This window comes from Allobosea sp. (genome assembly GCF_030694325.1).
Lineage (GTDB): Bacteria > Pseudomonadota > Alphaproteobacteria > Rhizobiales > Beijerinckiaceae > Allobosea.
Genome location: NZ_JAUXYO010000160.1, coordinates 1 through 17,540, shown reverse-complemented (window position 1 = coordinate 17,540; position 17,540 = coordinate 1). Strand labels below are relative to the sequence as shown.

Annotated in this window: 16 protein-coding genes; 9 read left to right on the top strand and 7 right to left on the bottom strand. The window is 67.9% G+C overall.

The window, feature by feature from the left end:
• Nucleotides 1-198: 198 nt before the first annotated feature.
• The 3 genes from Q8M82_RS10115 to Q8M82_RS10105 all read left to right on the top strand — a co-directional run bounded on the left by Q8M82_RS10115 (nt 199) and on the right by Q8M82_RS10105 (nt 4,122).
• The gene (locus tag Q8M82_RS10115; protein ID WP_305691239.1) at nt 199-2,238 is read left to right on the top strand and encodes an NAD(+) synthase; all 2,040 of its coding nucleotides are present in this window, start codon (nt 199-201) and stop codon (nt 2,236-2,238) included.
• Nucleotides 2,239-2,893: 655 nt separating this feature from the next.
• The gene (locus Q8M82_RS10110) at nt 2,894-3,730 is read left to right on the top strand and encodes a hypothetical protein (protein ID WP_305691238.1); all 837 of its coding nucleotides are present in this window, start codon (nt 2,894-2,896) and stop codon (nt 3,728-3,730) included.
• On the top strand, nt 3,727-4,122 hold the full coding sequence (locus tag Q8M82_RS10105; RefSeq protein WP_305691237.1) for a hypothetical protein: 396 nt from the start codon (nt 3,727-3,729) through the stop codon (nt 4,120-4,122). Before Q8M82_RS10110 ends, Q8M82_RS10105 begins: the two co-directional genes overlap by 4 nt.
• A gap of 14 nt (nt 4,123-4,136) precedes the next feature.
• Here the strand turns inward: Q8M82_RS10105 and Q8M82_RS10100 are convergent, their stop codons facing one another.
• From Q8M82_RS10100 to Q8M82_RS10080, 5 genes are all read right to left on the bottom strand, one after another.
• Complete coding sequence (locus Q8M82_RS10100; protein WP_305691236.1) at nt 4,137-4,892, bottom strand: SDR family NAD(P)-dependent oxidoreductase; 756 nt, start codon at nt 4,890-4,892, stop codon at nt 4,137-4,139.
• Nucleotides 4,865-5,905, bottom strand: a complete 1,041-nt coding sequence (locus tag Q8M82_RS10095) for a ketopantoate reductase family protein (RefSeq protein WP_305691235.1) — start codon at nt 5,903-5,905, stop codon at nt 4,865-4,867. The genes Q8M82_RS10100 and Q8M82_RS10095 overlap by 28 nt, the downstream gene beginning before the upstream one ends.
• Nucleotides 5,906-6,065: 160 nt before the next feature.
• The gene (locus Q8M82_RS10090) at nt 6,066-7,019 is read right to left on the bottom strand and encodes an isoaspartyl peptidase/L-asparaginase family protein (RefSeq protein WP_305691234.1); all 954 of its coding nucleotides are present in this window, start codon (nt 7,017-7,019) and stop codon (nt 6,066-6,068) included.
• Between the two features lie 193 nt (nt 7,020-7,212).
• Nucleotides 7,213-8,802, bottom strand: a complete 1,590-nt coding sequence (locus Q8M82_RS10085; protein ID WP_305691233.1) for an ABC transporter substrate-binding protein — start codon at nt 8,800-8,802, stop codon at nt 7,213-7,215.
• The gene (locus Q8M82_RS10080; protein WP_305691232.1) at nt 8,799-9,350 is read right to left on the bottom strand and encodes a MarR family winged helix-turn-helix transcriptional regulator; all 552 of its coding nucleotides are present in this window, start codon (nt 9,348-9,350) and stop codon (nt 8,799-8,801) included. Before Q8M82_RS10080 ends, Q8M82_RS10085 begins: the two co-directional genes overlap by 4 nt.
• A gap of 160 nt (nt 9,351-9,510) precedes the next feature.
• On the opposite strand from Q8M82_RS10080, the gene Q8M82_RS10075 reads away from it, so the two are divergent.
• From Q8M82_RS10075 to Q8M82_RS10055, 5 genes are all read left to right on the top strand, one after another.
• Nucleotides 9,511-10,212, top strand: coding sequence for a creatininase family protein (locus Q8M82_RS10075; protein WP_305691231.1), 702 nt, complete (start codon nt 9,511-9,513; stop codon nt 10,210-10,212).
• 148 nt (nt 10,213-10,360) lie between these two features.
• Nucleotides 10,361-11,335 (top strand): ABC transporter permease, encoded by a 975-nt coding sequence (locus Q8M82_RS10070; protein WP_305691230.1) that lies wholly within the window; start codon nt 10,361-10,363, stop codon nt 11,333-11,335.
• Entirely contained in the window at nt 11,332-12,228 is an 897-nt protein-coding gene (locus Q8M82_RS10065; protein ID WP_305691229.1) for an ABC transporter permease, read from the top strand. The genes Q8M82_RS10070 and Q8M82_RS10065 overlap by 4 nt, the downstream gene beginning before the upstream one ends.
• Before the next feature lie 178 nt (nt 12,229-12,406).
• On the top strand, nt 12,407-14,110 hold the full coding sequence (locus Q8M82_RS10060; RefSeq protein ID WP_305691228.1) for a dipeptide ABC transporter ATP-binding protein: 1,704 nt from the start codon (nt 12,407-12,409) through the stop codon (nt 14,108-14,110).
• 160 nt (nt 14,111-14,270) lie between these two features.
• Nucleotides 14,271-15,170, top strand: coding sequence for a polysaccharide deacetylase family protein (locus Q8M82_RS10055; RefSeq protein WP_305691227.1), 900 nt, complete (start codon nt 14,271-14,273; stop codon nt 15,168-15,170).
• A 141-nt stretch (nt 15,171-15,311) separates the two neighbouring features.
• Here Q8M82_RS10055 and Q8M82_RS10050 read toward each other — a convergent pair whose 3' ends face one another.
• Both Q8M82_RS10050 and Q8M82_RS10045 read right to left on the bottom strand, forming a co-directional pair.
• Nucleotides 15,312-16,652, bottom strand: coding sequence for a tetratricopeptide repeat protein (locus Q8M82_RS10050; protein ID WP_305691226.1), 1,341 nt, complete (start codon nt 16,650-16,652; stop codon nt 15,312-15,314).
• 40 nt (nt 16,653-16,692) lie between these two features.
• Complete coding sequence (locus Q8M82_RS10045; protein WP_305691225.1) at nt 16,693-17,070, bottom strand: DUF1127 domain-containing protein; 378 nt, start codon at nt 17,068-17,070, stop codon at nt 16,693-16,695.
• Nucleotides 17,071-17,340: 270 nt separating this feature from the next.
• Between Q8M82_RS10045 and Q8M82_RS10040 the strand changes: the two genes are divergently transcribed.
• Nucleotides 17,341-17,540 (top strand): hypothetical protein (locus Q8M82_RS10040; RefSeq protein WP_305691224.1); only part of this gene is annotated, 200 nt, incomplete at its 3' end.

Sequence of the window (17,540 nt, the reverse complement as noted above, 5' to 3'; positions counted from 1 at the left end):
GTGGCGCCGCCTGAGTCGGGCGATCTCGAAACCATGGAACTGAGGCTGATGTCGGTCGAAGCCATCGACAAGGCGTTGCATGAGAACCAGTTCGCGCTGATGCCGCATGTCGCGCTCTGGGCCCTTGCCCGGCCGCGCTGGCCTGCGCGATAAGGGGCCGTCCCGGGGCCGCCGCCGCGGGAAGGAGCGTTCCACGGAATGACCTTTGCCAATATCCATACGCATGGCCTGATTCGTCTCGCCTGCGCGGCGCCGGGCCTCAAGGTCGCCGATCCTGCCTTCAACGTCTCCGAGATGCTGCCGCTGCTGCGCCGGGCGGACGGGGAGGGCGCCTCGGTCGTGCTCTTTCCGGAGCTGGGCCTCAGCGCCTATGCGATCGACGATCTGCACATGCAGAGCGCGCTGCTCGACGCGGTGCGTGAGGCTATCGCTGCGCTGGTCGAGGAGAGCCATAAGCTGCGGGCGGTCACTATCGCCGGTGCTCCCCTGCGGGTGGAGGGGCGGCTGTTCAACTGCGCGGTGGCGATCCATCGCGGCCGCATCCTCGCGATCGTGCCCAAGACCTACCTGCCGAACTATCGCGAATTCTACGAGCGCAGGCAGTTCGCCTCGGGCGAGCGCGCCGGCATCGCCTCGATCGAACTCTGCGGCCAGGAGGTGCCCTTCGGCACCGACATCCTTTTGACCGCCTCCGACGTCCCCGATCTCACGCTCCACATGGAGATCTGCGAGGATGTCTGGATGCCGGTGCCGCCGAGTTCGTTTGCGGCGCTGGCGGGCGCGACCGTGCTGCTGAACCTTTCGGCCTCCAATGTCACCATCGGCAAGTCGGACTGGCGCCACACCCTGTGCAAGGCCCATTCGGGCCGCTGCATCGCGGCTTATGCCTATTCCGCCGCCGGCACGGGCGAGTCGACCACCGATCTCGCCTGGGACGGGCAGGCCATGATCTACGAGAATGGCGCGCTGCTGGCCGAGGCCGAGCGCTTCGCGGCCGAACCGCAGCTGATCGTGGCCGATATCGACCTGGAGCGGCTGGCGCTCGACCGCATCCGCATGAACACCTTCGGCGACAATGCCGATGCACTGCGCGACCGGCTCGGCTTTCGTCGCATCGCCTTCGCGCTGGAGCCCGACCGCGAGAGCGATCTCGGCCTGCGGCGCGAGGTCGAGCGCTTTCCCTTCGTCCCCTCGGACGATGCCCGGCTGAACGAGCTCTGCTTCGAGGCCTACAACATCCAGTCGCATGGCCTGCGCCAGCGGCTGGCGAGCACCCGCGTCGACAAGATCGTCATCGGCGTCTCCGGCGGGCTCGATTCGACGCAGGCGCTGCTCGTCGCGGCCGATACGATGGATGCGCTGGGCCTGCCCCGCGCCAACATCCTCGCCTATACGCTGCCGGCCTTCGCCACCAGCGCGGGCACCAAGACCAATGCCTGGCGGCTGATGAAGGCGCTCGGTGTCACCGCCGCCGAGATCGACATGACGCCGGCCTGCCGGCAGATGCTGGTCGATATCGGCCACCCCTTCGCCGAGGGCGAGCCCGTCTACGATATCACTTTCGAAAATGTGCAGGCGGGTGCGCGCACCTCGCTGCTGTTCCGCCTCGCCAACAAGAACAACGGCCTCGTGCTCGGCACGGGCGATCTGTCGGAGCTGGCGCTCGGCTGGTGTACCTATGGCGTCGGTGACCAGATGTCCCATTACAACGTCAACGGCTCAGTCTCGAAGACGCTGATCCAGCATCTCATCCGCTGGGTCGCTCGCACCGAGCGCTTCGGTGCGGAGGCATCAGTGACGCTGGAGGACATCCTGGCGACCGAGATCTCGCCCGAGCTGGTACCGGGGGACGGGGAGGGGCCGAGCCAGAAGACCGAGGATTTCGTCGGCCCCTACGCGCTGCAGGACTTCAACCTGTTCTACACGACGCGCTACGGTTTCCGGCCGAGCAAGATCGCCTTCCTCTCGCATCACGCCTGGGCCGATGCCACGCGCGGCACCTGGCCGCCGCATATGGAGGCCGCCAAGCAGGTCGCCTACGACCTGCCGACGATCAAGCGCTGGCTGACCGTCTTCGTGCGCCGCTTCTTCGAGACCAGCCAGTTCAAGCGCTCGGCGATGCCCAACGGGCCGAAGGTCTCGTCAGGCGGCTCGCTCTCCCCGCGCGGCGACTGGCGCGCGCCCAGCGATGCCTCCGGCGCGGCCTGGCTGGCGGACCTGGCGCGCATTCCGGATTGAGAATCGGCGGGCCGGGGCCGACGGCCGATCGCAGCCCTCCGACCGCGATCACACCCGCGCCGTCATTCCGGACAAGCGGCGCAGCCGCGCCGATCCGGAATCCATCATAGAGCCAAATCGATGCCCGAATCCGCCCTCCGATGGATTCCGGGTCTTCGCTGCGCTCGCCCGGAATGACGGTAAGGGGATGATGAGCCGTCGCCACGCACCGAAAGCCCCGGCCGGCTCCTGCCGCGGGGTTCTCGGGTCTGGAAGCGTATCCGAGGGGATGCGCGGGACGAGGTGGCGTCGCAGCCGACGACTGCGTGCCGGTGTCGGTGTCGATGTCGGAAACGTCGAAGCAGCGCCAACAGCCGCCACCTCGCCCCGCGCGCGGTTCTCTTTGGTTCATTCGCCGCGCGTTGCGTCCCTCACGGACCGGGTTGTGGTCGACCCGGGCGACGAAGCCCCTCCATGGTGTCCGACCCGCGACGGCCGTCCCCCATGAACACCGCACCCTCCCCGGCCACACGACGCCTCGCGAAGCCCCCTCGGTCGGGGAGAGCGAGGGGAGAATAGGTGCAGGCTCGGGGCGCGGGGATAAGCCCGGCCCGATATCCCCGCTCGCTTGAACGGCCTCACCCTTCCGCACGCGCCACAAAGGAGGGCGCCGCGGATGAAGGCGACGGAGGCACGCAACGAATACTGGGTTCTGAATGTCAGCCTGCTGCGGCTGCGCGTCGGGCTGCTCACCCTCAGGCGCGATCTGCATCGCAGGTGGTTTGGGAGCCCGACCCGCAAGTACCGGCCCGACCAGCCGCGTGTCCCTGCAGGCCATCCCGATGGTGGACAGTGGACCGATGGCTCAGGCGGGTCCGGTCCGATGAGCTTCGAGGAATGGCTCGCCGGAGGCTGGGCAGAGGGCCTCGGTGCGGTCGATGCCGAGAGCGGGCTGGGTGACTGGCGTCTGCGCGACGACCAGGCACCGATCGAGGACATCACCTACCGCCCGCGTGGCGGATCAGGCCAGTGGCCCGGTGCGACGCTCGGCCAGCAGGCGAGGCTCGCGGCGAGCGAGAGCCAGGCGCAGGCCGCGATCCGGCGTGTCCATGAGATCGATCCGCGCTGGAAGCCGCCGGCGAGCATGTCGGAAGGAATCGAGGGCGCGATCCTCAGCAACCAGGCTGCCATCCGTCAGGCAGAAGGGCGGCTCCGGGAACTCAGCAGCCGAGGCATCGGCGAAGGTCCGTTCGCACAGGAGTCGATTCCGGCGCGTGGCTCGGGGCGTTTGAGGGAGAGCGAGCAGCAGCAGATCGACGCGATCGGCCGCTTGTTCGGCTGCCATACTTGCGGCACGACTGAGCCGGGCACAGGAAGCGGGCGCTTTATCGGCGATCATCAAATTCCGACCGCGATCAATCCGCTCGGGCGCGGTCAAAGGCTATTCCCGCACTGCAAATCATGCAGCAACAAGCAAGGTGGCTTTGTTCTGCCCTTCCGAGGTCGGCGATGATCAAAATCCAGAAAATCCAACCTCAAAACTCAATCATCTTTATCACCGGTGGCGGGGAGTTGGTCGAGCACGGTGGGTATGTCGAGGTGCCAGCCGACAAGATCGATCCCGACAATACGCTGGTCGCGGCCTCCCGCACGATGCTGATCGTATGCGTGCGACCCGAGGTCGATGGCGAAACCGAATTGACCTTCGGGCGCAGCAGCGAGGTCGATCCTGGCTGGCCGCCCGGCTTCGTCGGGGTGATCGCTACCCCGCCCCGCCAACTGATCATCCACGACGTCTACGGAGACGTTCTGATCCGTCAGCCCGACGTCCCTGACATCACGCGTCTCCGCATCTGGTTCAGCCATCCACTTTGGCCAGAGCGGGTTCTGATCGGGATCGACTGACCGTCTGGCCGGCCTCAGGAGCGCCCGCCATCCACCGAGAGCACCTGCCCGGTGATCCAGCCGGCCTGCTCGCTGAGGAAGAACAGGCTGGCGGTCGCGATGTCGGCGGGCGTGCCCAGCCGGCGGGTGTGGATGCCCTCGATCTGGCGCTTCTGGCCTTCCGGCCCATAGCTCTCCCATTGCCGCTCGGTGGCGGGATTGGAGCGCACGAAGCCCGGCGCCACCGAATTCACCGTGATGCCATGCGGACCGAACTCCCAGGCGAGCTGCTTGGTCAGCCCGACCAGCGCGTGCTTGGCGGACGAATAGGCCTGAATGCCGGTCAGGCTGGGACGTAAACCAGCTCCCGACGAGATCGTCACGATGCGGCCATGGCCGGAGGCCTTCATCGCGGGCGCGGCCGCCTGCGCGAGGAAGAAGGCGGAATCGACATTCGCGGCGAAGATCACCCGCCAGTCGGCCTCGGAGATCTCCTCGATCGGACGTCCGACCTGGCCGCGCACGCCACCCGCCGCATGCACCAGAAGCTCCAGCCGCCCGCTTTGCGCGACGATGTCGGCGACGAGCTTCGCCGCCGCCTCGGCCGAGCCGAGATCGACCGCATGGGGAATGGCGCCGATCGCAGCCGCCGTGGCCGCGACGCCTTCGGTGTCGATATCGGCGAGATGGACCGTGGCGCCGGCCTCGATCAGGGCGGTGGCGATGGCGCGCCCGATGCCCTGGGCCGCGCCGGTGACGAGGGCTACGCGGTCGTCAAAACGGATTTGCATCGGTCGATCAGCACTTTCAGGGTCTCGGGGGATTGCGGCCGCCGGCCGTCCTCGATGTCGTGGATCAGGGTCACCAGCGTCTCGACCGCAGGCGTCGGCACGCCGGCTTCCCGCCCGAGCGCGGCGATGATGCCGATCTGCGGATCGACCTCGGTCTTGCGCTTGCGCACGGCGAGGTCGCGCCAGATGCCGGAATGGGTCTTGGCGGTCTTGGAGGTGTAGTCGGCGAGCCAGGCGATGGTCTCGATCTGCGGATATTCCGGCTGGCCGGGCGCGAAGACCATCGGGTCGAACTCGCCGAAGCCCAGCGTCTTGACGCCCCGCGCCGCCGCCACCGCAGCGACCTCCTGGCCCAGCGCCAGCCAGACCACGAGGCGGTCGGGATCGGCGAAGTTCGCCGACATCGAATCGGGCGTCAGCGCGGTGCCGAACAGCATCGCGCCATAGGACAGCTTGCCCCAGAGATAGCCCCAGATATTGGTCGTCAGGATCGATTTGGGCTCGAATCCGAGCAGCAGCTTGTGCATCTCGATCCCGCGCGGCGTGATCTGCCCGTCGATCTCGCCGACGACGACGGCCCCCTCATTGCCGTAGAGGATCTCGCCGGGGCCGTGCCAGTCGGCGCCGAAATTCACGAAGCAGCCCATCGTCCGCTCCGCCCCGACGGCCGCCGCGATGGCGATTTCGTTGAGCCCGTTCTGGGCCGAGAGCACATAGCCGTCGGCGGCGAGATGGGGCTTCAGCGCCGCGACCGCTTCGTCGGTCGCGCCGGCCTTCACTGCGAGCACGATGCGCTGATAGGTCCCGGTCAGCTCGGCCGGCGTCACGGCGGGGATCACCTGCGTGAACTGCTCGATCGGCCCGGTGATCTTGAGCCCCGTCGTCCGGCAGGCCGCGACATGCTCGGGCACGATGTCGACCAGCAGCACGGGGATGCCGGCGCGCGCCCAATAGGCCCCCAGCGTGCCGCCGATGGCGCCGGCGCCCCAGATGAGGATGGGTTCGGTGGTCATGTGAGCAGCTCCTGAGCCCGTGAGCCCTCATCCTGAGGAGCGGCTGAAAGCCGCGTCTCGAAGGATGTTTCAGTGAACGCGCGAACCTCCTGGACCATCCTTCGAGACGCCGCTGCGCGGCTCCTCAGGATGAGGGCTGAGGGAGACGAGCGGCCAGCCATCACGCCGGCCCTGCGATCTCGACATCGCCATGCGTCGCGACATGGACGGTGCCGTCCGGCGTCACCCAGCCGCGATACATGCCCTGCGTGTTGTAGGGCGCGACGATGGTCCCGTTCGCGTCGATCGCCACCAGCCCGGCGCCGATCTTATGCGCCGTGAGTTCGCCGAGCACGGCGGCGCTCGCCTCCTCGAGGTGCAGGCCCTTGTAGCCGATCAGCGAGGCCAGTTCGTGGCCGACGCAGTAGCGGATGAAATACTCGCCCTTGCCGGTGCCCGACACCGCGCAGCGCCCGTCGCGGGCATAGGTGCCGGCGCCGATGATCGGGGAATCGCCGACGCGGCCGACGGGCTTGTTGGTGTAGCCGCCGGTCGAGGTCGCCGCGGCGAGATGCCCGGCCGCATCGAGCGCCACCGCGCCGACGGTGCCGTGCTTCTCGGCCTCGCTCGCCTCGCCGGCCGTGCCGACGAGTTCGCGGATCTTCATCGAGGTCAGGTTCTTGCGCCGCCGCTCGGTCGAGAAATGCCCGTTCTCGACCGTGTCGAGCCCCTCATGGGCGGCGAAGGTGTCGGCCGCGGGGCCCACCAGCAGCAGCGGGTCGCCGCGCAGCATCAGCGCCTTGGCGGCGCTGACCGGGTTGCGGATGCGCTTGGCGGCCGCGACCGCGCCGGCCGCCAGCGTGGAGCCATCCATGATCGAGGCGTCGAGCTCATGCTCGCCCTCGGCGTTGAAGGCGGCGCCATGGCCGGCGTTGAAATGGACTGAATCCTCCATCACCCGCACCGCCGCTTCGACGGCATCGACCGCCGTACCGCCCCTGGCGAGAATGGCCCAGCCGGCCCGCAGGGAGGCAGCGAGATCGGCCCGGGCTTCGGCCCATTCGGCCTCGCTCATTTCGGATTTCGGCAGCGTGCCGCAGCCGCCATGGATGGCGAGAGCGATGGGCTTGGTCATCAGGCGATGGAACCTCGGCGCAAACCCCTCCCCCTCGTGGGGAGGGGCAGGGGTGGGGGGCGAACGACCGGGTGAGCGGCCGGGAGCAGGAGCATGGGACTGCGGTCGGGCCTTGCGTATCGAGCGTGAGCGCCGCCTTTGCGCCCCCCACCCCTAACCCCTCCCCACAAGGGGGAGGGGAACACGGCTGGCTTCACTTCTTGGCGGGCTTGATATCCATCGCCAGCGTGTCCTCGTCGACGCGCGGGGCGATAGTCACCTTGTCCTTCTGCATCGCCCAGGCCGAGCCCACAGCGACGATCGGCAGGCGCGGCCGGTCCTTGGCGACGATCGCGTTGGCCTGCGAGAGCAGATCGTTGCGCTTGGCCTCGTCGAGCTCGACCGAGGCGTCCTGGATCAGCTTGTCGAGATCGGGGTTCTTGTAGCCGAGCACGTTGAAGGCGCCGAGCTTCCTGGCCGGATCGTTGGAGTGGACCACCGAGGAGAGCGTGTAGTTGGCCTCGCCGGTCAGCGTGCCCCAGCCCGACATGGCGAGCGAGAATTCGCCGCGCGTGCGGGCCGGGAAGAACACGGCCGCCGTCTGGGCATTGGCGGTGACGTCGAGCCCGATCCGCGCCAGCATCTGCGCCACCGAAGTGCCGACCTGGCGGTCGCCCGGCAGGCGATCATTGGTGAAGGAGAAGGTGGTCTTGAAGCCGTTGGGGTAGCCGGCCTCCTCGAGCAGCTTCTTGGCGCGGGCGAGATCGACCTTCAGAGGCGGCAGGCTCTTGTTGAAGCCGGCGATGCTGGAGGTCACCAGCTGGTTGACCGGCGCGCCGAGCCCTTCCATCGCGATCTCGACGAGCGCCGGCCGGTCGATGGCGAGATCGATCGCCTCGCGCACGCGGGGGTCCTGCAGCGGGTTCTTCGGCAGGGCCGAGCCGTCCTTGGCGCTGACCTGCGGGGACTTGTCCCGCATGTCGATCTCCATGTTGAAGACATAGACCGTCTCGATCGTGGCGACCGACAGCTTCGGGTCGCGCTTCAGCGTCGTGACGTCGGAAGCCGGTGCGCGCACGATGATGTCGACCTGGCCGGCCTTCAACTGGGCGACGCGGGCGGCGTCATTGGGCAGCTCCTTGCGGACGACCTTTGCCCAGGGCTCCTTGGGGCCCCAGTAACCGTCGAACCGGTCCAGCACGAGCTGGTCCTTCGGCGTCCAGGAGACGAACTTGTAGGGGCCGGTGCCGATCGCGGCCTTGCCGGAGTTGAAGGTCTCGTTGGCATTGTCCTTGGTCAGGCCGGCGGCGGCCTTGGACGAGACGATGAACAGGCGGATGAAGTCGTTGGGCAGGTTCGGCGCCGGTCCATCGGTGACGATATGGACCGTCAGCGGGTCGATGATCTTCACCTCCTTGACGCGGCGCACATAGATCGTCGTCGGGTTCGGGCCGGCGACGACCGGGATGCGCTCGATCGAGAACTTGACGTCCTCGGCGGTGAAGTCCGACCCGTCATGGAACTTGACGCCGGAGCGCAGCTTGAACTCCCAGGTATCGGGCGCGATCGCCTTCCAGCTCGTGGCCAGCCGCGGCTCGATCTGCAGCTTGTCGCCGGACCAGGTCAGCGTATCGAAGATGTGCTTCAGCGACTCCGCATGGGTGCCGGTCGCGGTGAAATGCGGATCGATCGAATCCGGCCCGGCGCGCACACCGATGGTCAGGTTCTGCGCGAGAGCGGCTGTCGAGACGGAAGCGCCCAGCAGCAGGGCCAGGGCGGCAACGCGGGCGATGTGGATGGTCATGATGCGGTTCCCTCTTTTTCGAGATCGTTGGGCCAGGTCGGTGAGGCGATCACCAGCTTGTCCATGAGTTCGCAGAGCTGGCGCTGCTCGGCGTCGGTAAGTGCGGACAGCATCGCTGTCTGCTGCTGGATCATCAGCGGCATGGTTTCCTCGAAGATCGCGCGGCCCGGCCCGGTCAGATAGAGGACGAAGCTGCGCAGATCCTCCGGGTCGGTCTCGCGGCGCAGCAGGCGCCGCTGCAGCAGCCGCTGGATCGAGCGGCTGAGCGTGTTCTTCGGCAGGCCCGAGGAGGCGACGATGTTCTTGGCGGCCACCCCGTCGCGCAGGCCCACCGCATAGAGCGCGACGAATTCGGGCCGCACCAGGCCGTAGCGGGTCTCGATCCAGCGATAGACCGGGTCGTTGAAGCGGAAGGCGATGAAATTCAGCCGGAAGGACAACCAGCAGGGGTTGTCCCACAGCTTGGTGACGGTCAGCGGGTCGAGCTCTTTCAGCGCCTTCTCACGCGAGGCGCCGACACGCGAAACAGCCGTTGGCGCGCGACGCATCTCCAAGGCCCTCCCCGTCCGCTAATAGTTCCAAATGGAACTTGACGCTGTCGGGCGCGAGAGTCAAGGATGCAGGGAAACGAGGATGATGGAGCCGCGTTGCGCGAGCAATCCGATTCTGCTGCGCCCACCGAGTACGTCTCCAAGCAAGGATCAGGCCGTGCGTGTCGCCGAGATGAACTGGATGCAGGTCGAAGCGCAGGCGAAGCGCGACGACCGCTGCGTCCTGCCGCTGGGATGCGTCGAGCAGCATGCCTTCCTCAGCCTGGCGACAGATGCGATCCTCGCCGAGAAGGTTGCCCATGACGCGGCCGAGCCGCTCGACATCCCGGTCTTTCCCGTGCTGGCCTATGGCATGACACCGGCCTTCGCCGCCTATCCGGGCACGGTTTCGCTGCGCATGAGCACCTATGTCGCCGTCATGGAGGACCTGCTCGAGGCGTTCTATCGCTCGGGCTTCCGCCGCATCGTCATGGTCAACGGCCATGGCGGCAATTCGCCGGTGATGACGCTGGCGACCGAATGGATGGGCAAGCGCACAGACGCCAGCGTGAAGCTGCATAATTGGTGGGCCGGCCCGCGCTTCCAGGAGGCGGTCAGGGCGGTCGATCCGGCGGCCTCGCACGCCTCCTGGATGGAGAACTTCCCCTGGACGCGGCTCGAGGGTGTCGCCATGCCCGATGCCGTCAAGCCACCCTTCAACGCAGCCCTCTACCAGGCCGCCAATCCCGCCACGAAGCGCGAGATCCTCGGCGACGGCAATTTCCACGGCCGCTACCAGCGCTCCGACAACGAGATGCTCCGCCTCTGGCAGGTCGGCGTCGAGGAGACGCGCGCCGCGATGACGGAGAATTGGCCGTGAGGGCGCCTCGTTTCCTCGGCCCTCATCCTGAGGAGCCGCGTCAGCGGCGTCTCGAAGGATGCTCCAGCGCGCTCTGGATCATCCTTCGAGACGCGCCTGCGGCGCTCCTCAGGATGAGGACTGCGGGACGAGGCCGGCGGTTCGCGTCATGCTAGCCCATATCCTCGGCCGGCTCGCACAGGCGCTCGTCGTCATGCTCGTGATGTCGGCGCTGGTCTTCGTCGGCGTCTACGCCATCGGCAACCCGATCGACGTGCTGATCGGCCCCGATGTCAGCCAGGACATCCGGCTCGACACGATCGCGCGCTACGGCCTCGATCAGCCGCTCTACGTCCAGTACTTCACTTTCCTCGGCCGCATCCTGCAGGGCGATTTCGGCCGCTCCTTCGTCTTCGGCATGCCGGTGCTCGACCTCATCCTCTCGCGCCTGCCCGCGACGCTGGAACTCACGCTCGCGGCCGTCTGCGGCGCGGCCCTCATCGGCATCCCGGCCGGCATCTATGCCGGCTACAAGCCGGACGGGTCTGCCGCCAAGGCGATCATGACGATCTCGATCCTCGGCTTCTCGGTGCCGACCTTCTGGATCGGCCTCGTCCTGATCATCGCCTTCGCGGTCGAGCTGCAATGGCTGCCGGCCGGCGGGCGCGGCGCGACCCTTCCGCTCTTCGGCATCGAATGGAGCTTCCTCACCGCCAACGGCCTGAGCCATCTTTTGCTGCCGGCGGCCAATCTCGCCTTCTTCAAGCTCGCCTTGATGACGCGGCTGGCGCGGGCCGGCACCCGCGAGGCGATGCTGTCGGACACGGTGAAGTTCGCCCGCGCCGCCGGCCTGTCCGAATGGACCGTGCTGCGCCGGCATGTGCTGCGGCTGATCGCGATCCCGCTCGTCACCGTCTTCGGGCTCGAATTCGCCTCGACGCTGGCCTTCGCCGTCGTCACCGAGACGATCTTCTCCTGGCCCGGCATCGGCAAGCTGATCATCGACTCGATCACCTCGCTCGATCGGCCGGTGATGGTGGCCTATCTGATGCTGGTCTCCTTCGTCTTCATCATGATCAACTTCCTCGTCGATCTCGCCTATGTCGGGCTCGATCCGCGGCTGCGCCGGGAGGGCTCGCGATGAAACAGCCCATCCCCGCCCGGGAGATCTCCCCCGTCGCGCGCTTCTGGGCCGAGTTCCAGGAGAGCAGGGTCGCGGTGGTGGCGCTCGGCGTCGTCGTGCTGATGCTCGGCGTAGCCATCTTCGCGCCGCTGGTCGCCCCGCAGAACCCCTACGACCTCGCCAATCTCGTGCTGATGGATGCCCGCCGGCCTCCCGGCTTCGTCGGATCGGCCGGCTACACCCATATCCTGGGCACGGATGCGCAGGGCCGGGACCTGTTCTCGGCCATCCTCTACGGTCTGCGCATCTCGCTGCAGATGGGGCTGATCGCCGGCTCGCTGGCCTTTACCGTCGGCGTCACGCTGGGCGTGGGCGCCGCCTATCTCGGCGGCCGCTGGGAAGCCTTCATCATGCGCGTCGTCGATCTCCAGCTCGCCTTCCCGGCGATCCTGCTGGCGCTCGTCCTCTCGGCGCTGCTCGGCCAGGGCAAGCTGCAGCTCATCGCGGCGCTCGCAGCGGCGCAATACGCCTATTTCGCCCGCACCGCCCATGGCGCGGCCTCCGCCGAGCGCGGCAAGGACTATGTCGAGGCCGTGCTCTCGACGCCGCTGCCGGCCTGGCGCGTCGTGCTCAAGCACATCTTCCCCAATTGCCTGCCGCCACTGATCGTCGTGGCGACCGTGCAGGTGGCGAGCGCGATCGCGCTGGAGGCGACGCTCTCCTTCCTCGGCGTCGGGCTCCCTGTGACCGAGCCCTCGTTGGGCATGCTGATCTCCAACGGCTTCCAGTACATGCTGTCGGGCCGCTACTGGATCTCGATCTATCCCGGCATCGCCCTGATCGTGCTGATCGTCGCGATCAACCTCGTCGGCGACCGCATCCGCGACCAGGTCAATCCGAGGCTGAAGCGATGAGCGGCTCCTGGTTGGAAAGGCTTTCGAACCGCGCGCTAACCCTTCCCCCTTGTGGGGAGGGGCAGGGGTGGGGGGCGGCCCGCTCGGTGAGCGCTCACCAGGCGGCGCGACCCCCATCCCCATACCCTTCCCCACAAGGGGGAAGGGAGGAGCGTCACGATCGGCGAAAGACATCGTGATGACCGACACCCCCCTGCTCGAAGTCAGCGACCTCGCCACCCATTTCCACGCCCGCGCCGGTGTGGTGAAGGCGGTCGATGGCGTCTCCTTCAGCCTGGCGCGCGGCGAGGTCATGGGCCTCGTCGGCGAATCCGGTTCGGGCAAGAGCATCACCGGCTTCTCGATCATCGGCCTGCTCGATCCGCCCGGCCGCATCGAGCGCGGCTCGGTCAGGCTCGAGGGCCGAGAACTCGTCGGCCTGCCGGCAGACGAATTGCGCGCCATTCGCGGCAAGGCGATCTCGATGGTCTTCCAGGACCCGATGATGACGCTGAACCCGATGCTGACCATCGGCGACCAGATCGGCCTGGCACTCGAAGCACATGAGAGCGTCACGGGGGCCGAGCGCCGGCAGCGCGCCATCGCGGCGCTGGCCCAGGTCCGCATCCCCGACCCCGAGACCAAGGTCGATTTCTACCCGCACCAGTTCTCCGGCGGCATGCGCCAGCGCGTCGCCATCGCGATCGCGCTGCTGCACCGGCCGCGGCTGATCATCTGCGACGAGCCGACGACCGCGCTCGACGTCTCGATCCAGGCCGAGATCCTGGTCGAGATGAAGGAACTGGTCGCGCAGCTCGGCACCGCCCTGATCTGGATCAGCCACGACCTCGCCACCGTCGCCTCGATCGCCGACCATGTCTGCGTCATGCGCTACGGCAGAATCGTCGAGGCGGGACCGGTGCTGCAGGTCCTGACCCGGCCGCAGCACCCCTATACGCAGGGCCTGCTCGACTCGCTGCCCTCGCGTGCCAAGCCCGGCGCGCTGCTGGCCCGTGGGGCCGGCACGGACGCGGCTCCGCCGCCGCGCCTGCCGCGTCAGGCGGAATCGGGTCATCGCCGCGCCGATCTGCCCTATGTGGTCATCGACGCCGTCGGCAAACGCTTCCAGCGCAAATCGGGCGTGTTGCGCCTGCTCGCGCAGAAGGCCGGGCTCGTCGGCCCCCTCCCGGCGGTGCAGGCCGTCGACACGGTCTCGCTGTCGATCGCGCGGGGCGAGGCGCTTGGCCTCGTCGGCGAATCCGGCAGCGGCAAGTCGACGCTCGGCCGCATCGTCGCTGGCATCTATGCGCCCGACAGCGGTCAGATCCTGCTCGACGGCGAGCCCGTGATGAGCGACGGCGACCGCCCGCACAAGATCACCACGCGCATCCAGACGATCTTCCAGGACCCCTTCGCCTCGCTGAACCCTCGCATGCGCATCGGCGACAGCATCGCGGAAGGTCCGCTCGCCCATGGCCTCGTCTCCCGCGCCGAAGCGGGCACCTATGTCGCGCAGTGGCTGGCGGCGGTGGGGCTCGATCCGGCCTTTGCGGGGCGCTATCCGCACCAGTTCTCCGGCGGCCAGCGCCAGCGTGTCGCCATTGCGCGTGCGCTCGCCATGCAGCCCGACGTCGTCGTCTGCGACGAGCCGGTCGCCTCGCTCGACGTCTCGATCCAGGCGCAGATCATCAATCTGCTGCTGCGGCTGCGGCAGGAGCTCGGCCTGACGCTGCTCTTCATCTCCCACGACCTCTCGGTCGTCCGCCATCTCTGCGACCGCGTCGCGATCATGCATCGCGGCAAGATCGTCGAAAGCGGCCCGGCCGGAGAGGTCTACGACAACCCGCGCGACGATTACACGAAGCGCCTGCTGGCTGCGGTGCCGGTGCTGCCGGTGGCGTGAGTGGGAGGCATTTGTCTATCCGCGTCGTCGTCCCGGGCCAGCGGCGGCAGCCGCGCCGACCCGGGACCCATGCCTGAACGGTTCCGGCATGGGTCCCGGGTCTTCGCTTTGCTCCGCCCGGGACGACGGCGCGTCAAATGGCATGAACTGGAGAGACCCCATGTCCGAACCCGAACTCCTCCCCTGGCAGTGGCCCGAGGAGACCTGGCGCGCCAAGGTCGAGCGCGTCCGCGCCGGCCGCAACCTGAAGCCGGCAAAATGGAAGGGCGGCGCGCGTTGCGCGGTCGCGCTCTCCTTCGATGTCGATCACGAGACCAATGAACTCCGCGACGGCGGCAAGTCGGTCGGGCGGCTGTCCTGGGGCCAGTATGGCAACCGCGTCGGCATGCCCCGCATCCTCGACCTGATGAAGAAGGAGGACATTCAGGCGACCTTCTTCGTCCCCGCCGTCACCGCGCTGCTTTATCCCGACGAGCAGCGCCGCGTCATCGCCGAGGGCCACGAGATCGGCCTCCATGGCTGGATCCACGAGGTCAACACCGCCGTGCCGCCCGATGCCGAGCGCGAACTGCATCTGCGCTCCGCCGACACGCTGGAAAAGATCACCGGCGTCCGCCCGGTCGGCATGCGCACTCCCTCATGGGATTTCTCCGAGGTCACGCTCTCGATCGAGCGCGAGCTCGGTCTGCTCTACGATTCCTCGCTCTTCGCCGATGACGACCCCTACGAGATCATCGAGAAGGGCGAGCCGACCGGCATGGTCGAATTGCCTGTCGAATGGATCCGCGACGACGCCGTCTATTTCAACATGAACCGCTTTCAGGCGCTGCGCCCCTATACGGCGCCGGAGGCCGTCTTCGACATTTTCCGACGCGAATTCGACCGCGCCTATGAGGAGGGCGGGCTCTTCCTTTTGACCATGCACCCGCATGTCATCACCTACCGCTCGCGCATCTGGATCCTCGAAAAGCTGATCTCCCACATCAAGGAGATGCCTGACGTCTGGTTCGCCAGCCATGCCGAGATCGCGGCCTTCGTGAAGGCGGAATCCGGCATCTAGTTTGACTTGGAACCACCGCCGTCATCCCGGGCTTGACCCGGGATCCATCGTAGAGCGCAGCACCCTCCGATGGATCCCGGATCTCCGCTTCGCTGCGTCCGGGATGCCGGCGTGTGTCCGAGCATCGCGGTCCAGGCGGCCCTACGCCACCTGCGACGCTCCCGCGAAGGTCAGCCCCGCACGCTGGGCGAAGAGCCGCGCCAGCGGGCTTTCATGCTTGGCCGCCAGCCTCTCCCCCGCCAGCGCGCGAGCCAACGGCTCGTCGCCGGCCCGCAACGCGGCCTCGATCAGCGTCAGTTCGATCACGTCGCGCTGGGCGTTGCTGCCACCGAACCGCGCCGCGATATGCCGCACCGGCCGGATCAGCCGCACCGCCTCGGCATAGCGTCCCTCGCCGAAGGCGGCGAACGCCTTCATCAAGGGATAGCCGACATCCTGGCTGAACTCGGCATTGTCGCCGGCCGAGAGCATGGCGATCGGCTGTTGCGCCAGCACCGCTTCGATCAGGTCGCGCCGGCCCGCGCCGATGAAGGCCATCAGCGCATGCAGGTCGTTGAAGGCGTAGAGCCCCGCCGACCAGCGCGCCTGATACTGCTCCGCGAGCCGGGTCCAGCGCTCACCGACATCGATGCCGCGCAGATGCAGCCGCCACAGCATGGCGGAGGCGTCGATCAGCTCGAGCATCTGCACCGGCATGCCGCCGGTGATCGGCCCGTCGACCAGCGCCAGCACCTCGTCGATCTGGCCGAGCTCGAGGTGATACAGCGCCAGATGCCACCAGTTGTGGACGGCCAGGAAGCTGCCCTGCGTCCAGCTGGGCATGTCGTCGCGCATGAAGGCGATGCCCTCGTCATGGCGCCCCTGCATCTCCAGCACATGCGCGACCGCATGGCGGGCCCAGCCATCGGCCGGTGCGGCTGCAAGCGCGGCGCGGCCTTGGCTTTCGGCCAGCGCGTATTCGCCGTTCTCCTCCAGCCCGAAGGCGTGCATGCCGAGCATGGCATGGTGGGAGGCCATATCCGGCGTCCAGGCCGGAAGCGCCCGCGCGATGCGGTTCTTCAGGAGCCGCGCATTGCCGGTGAAGAAGTCGAGCTGGTGCCCGGCGATCAGGGCGAGCAGGTCGCGCGGGTTCTCGATCGCGACATCCTCGATCACGCGCGAGGCCTCGTGCCAGCGCCCCTCGCAGAGATGGGAGAGCGCCGCGAGATGGCCGCGCTCGCGCGCCGTGGCTGGCAGCGTCAGGGCGCGCTCGATCGTCTGCCGCGCCACCGGGATGGCGGCTGGCTCCGTGCCGAGCAGATAGAGCCAGGCATGGAGCGCATGCGCCATGACGAAGCCGGGCTCGTCGCGCATCAGCGTCTCGGCTGCGCCGACCGGGTCGCCCGAGAAGATCGCGAACTGCGAGACCGCCTGCGCGAAGGCGTCGGCGGAGCTATGGCTCGCGCCGGAAAGCGCGTTGCCGTGATGGTCATGGGAAAACATCTGTTGGGTACCTTGTGAATGTCGGGAGTTGTGGGCCGCGTCAGCGCCTGCCGCGCTGCGCGCTGGCGATGGCGGCCTCGATCTCGGGCCGGCTGATGCCGATGTCCCTGAGAGTGCGGTCGTCGAGCCGCGAGAGTTCAAGGGCGATCTGGCGGTTGCGCCGCCGCTCGGCGGCTCGTTCGCGGAAGCCTGCGAAGGCGGCCCTGAGCTTGGAGGGCCAGGGGCGCGGCAGTCCGGCCTCGTCGGCGCCGCACGGCTGACAGGCGGCGATCCCGGTCTGGTCGCCGGGCCGGGCAGGGGTCGGTGCTGCTGCCGTCTTGGGGATGGAGAAAAGGGGTCGGCGAGCGGGCCGGACTTCGCACATCTGCCGCCCCGGCCCGGTGCAGCCCGTGCAGCTCTCCTGTCTGAACGCATACATGATCGTGGTCCTCGGAATGACCCGCGCCCCGGGATGAGGCGCCGTGGTCGGAGGACGGTTTAGGGGCCCGGCGGCGGCACGGCTGTTCCCTGCGGGACAAACGAAAAGAGCGCAACGGCGCGCTGCCTGCTGTCGCCCGACGATACGGAAAGCGGTCGTGCCGACGGAATTTTGGCCGGAACAAGGTCCGATTTTCGCCGTTTTTGGTTCAGGACGGGTTCAGCGCAGCTGGCGCGTTCTCGCTTTCAGACGAAAACGGAAACGGATTTCATGACGCGCACCAAAAACTGGCTTCTGGTCGGCACCATCCTCCCCGCCATCGCCCTGTCGCAGGCGGGGGGAATGGCCGCCGCCGCAGCCCCCGACCGATTCCCCGAACTCGCCCAGGCGCCGCCGCCGGCCGACGACCAGCCGGGCCAGCCACGCCGCGAGCGGGCTCCGGGCGTTCCACGCGCCCCGGGCGGCCCTGC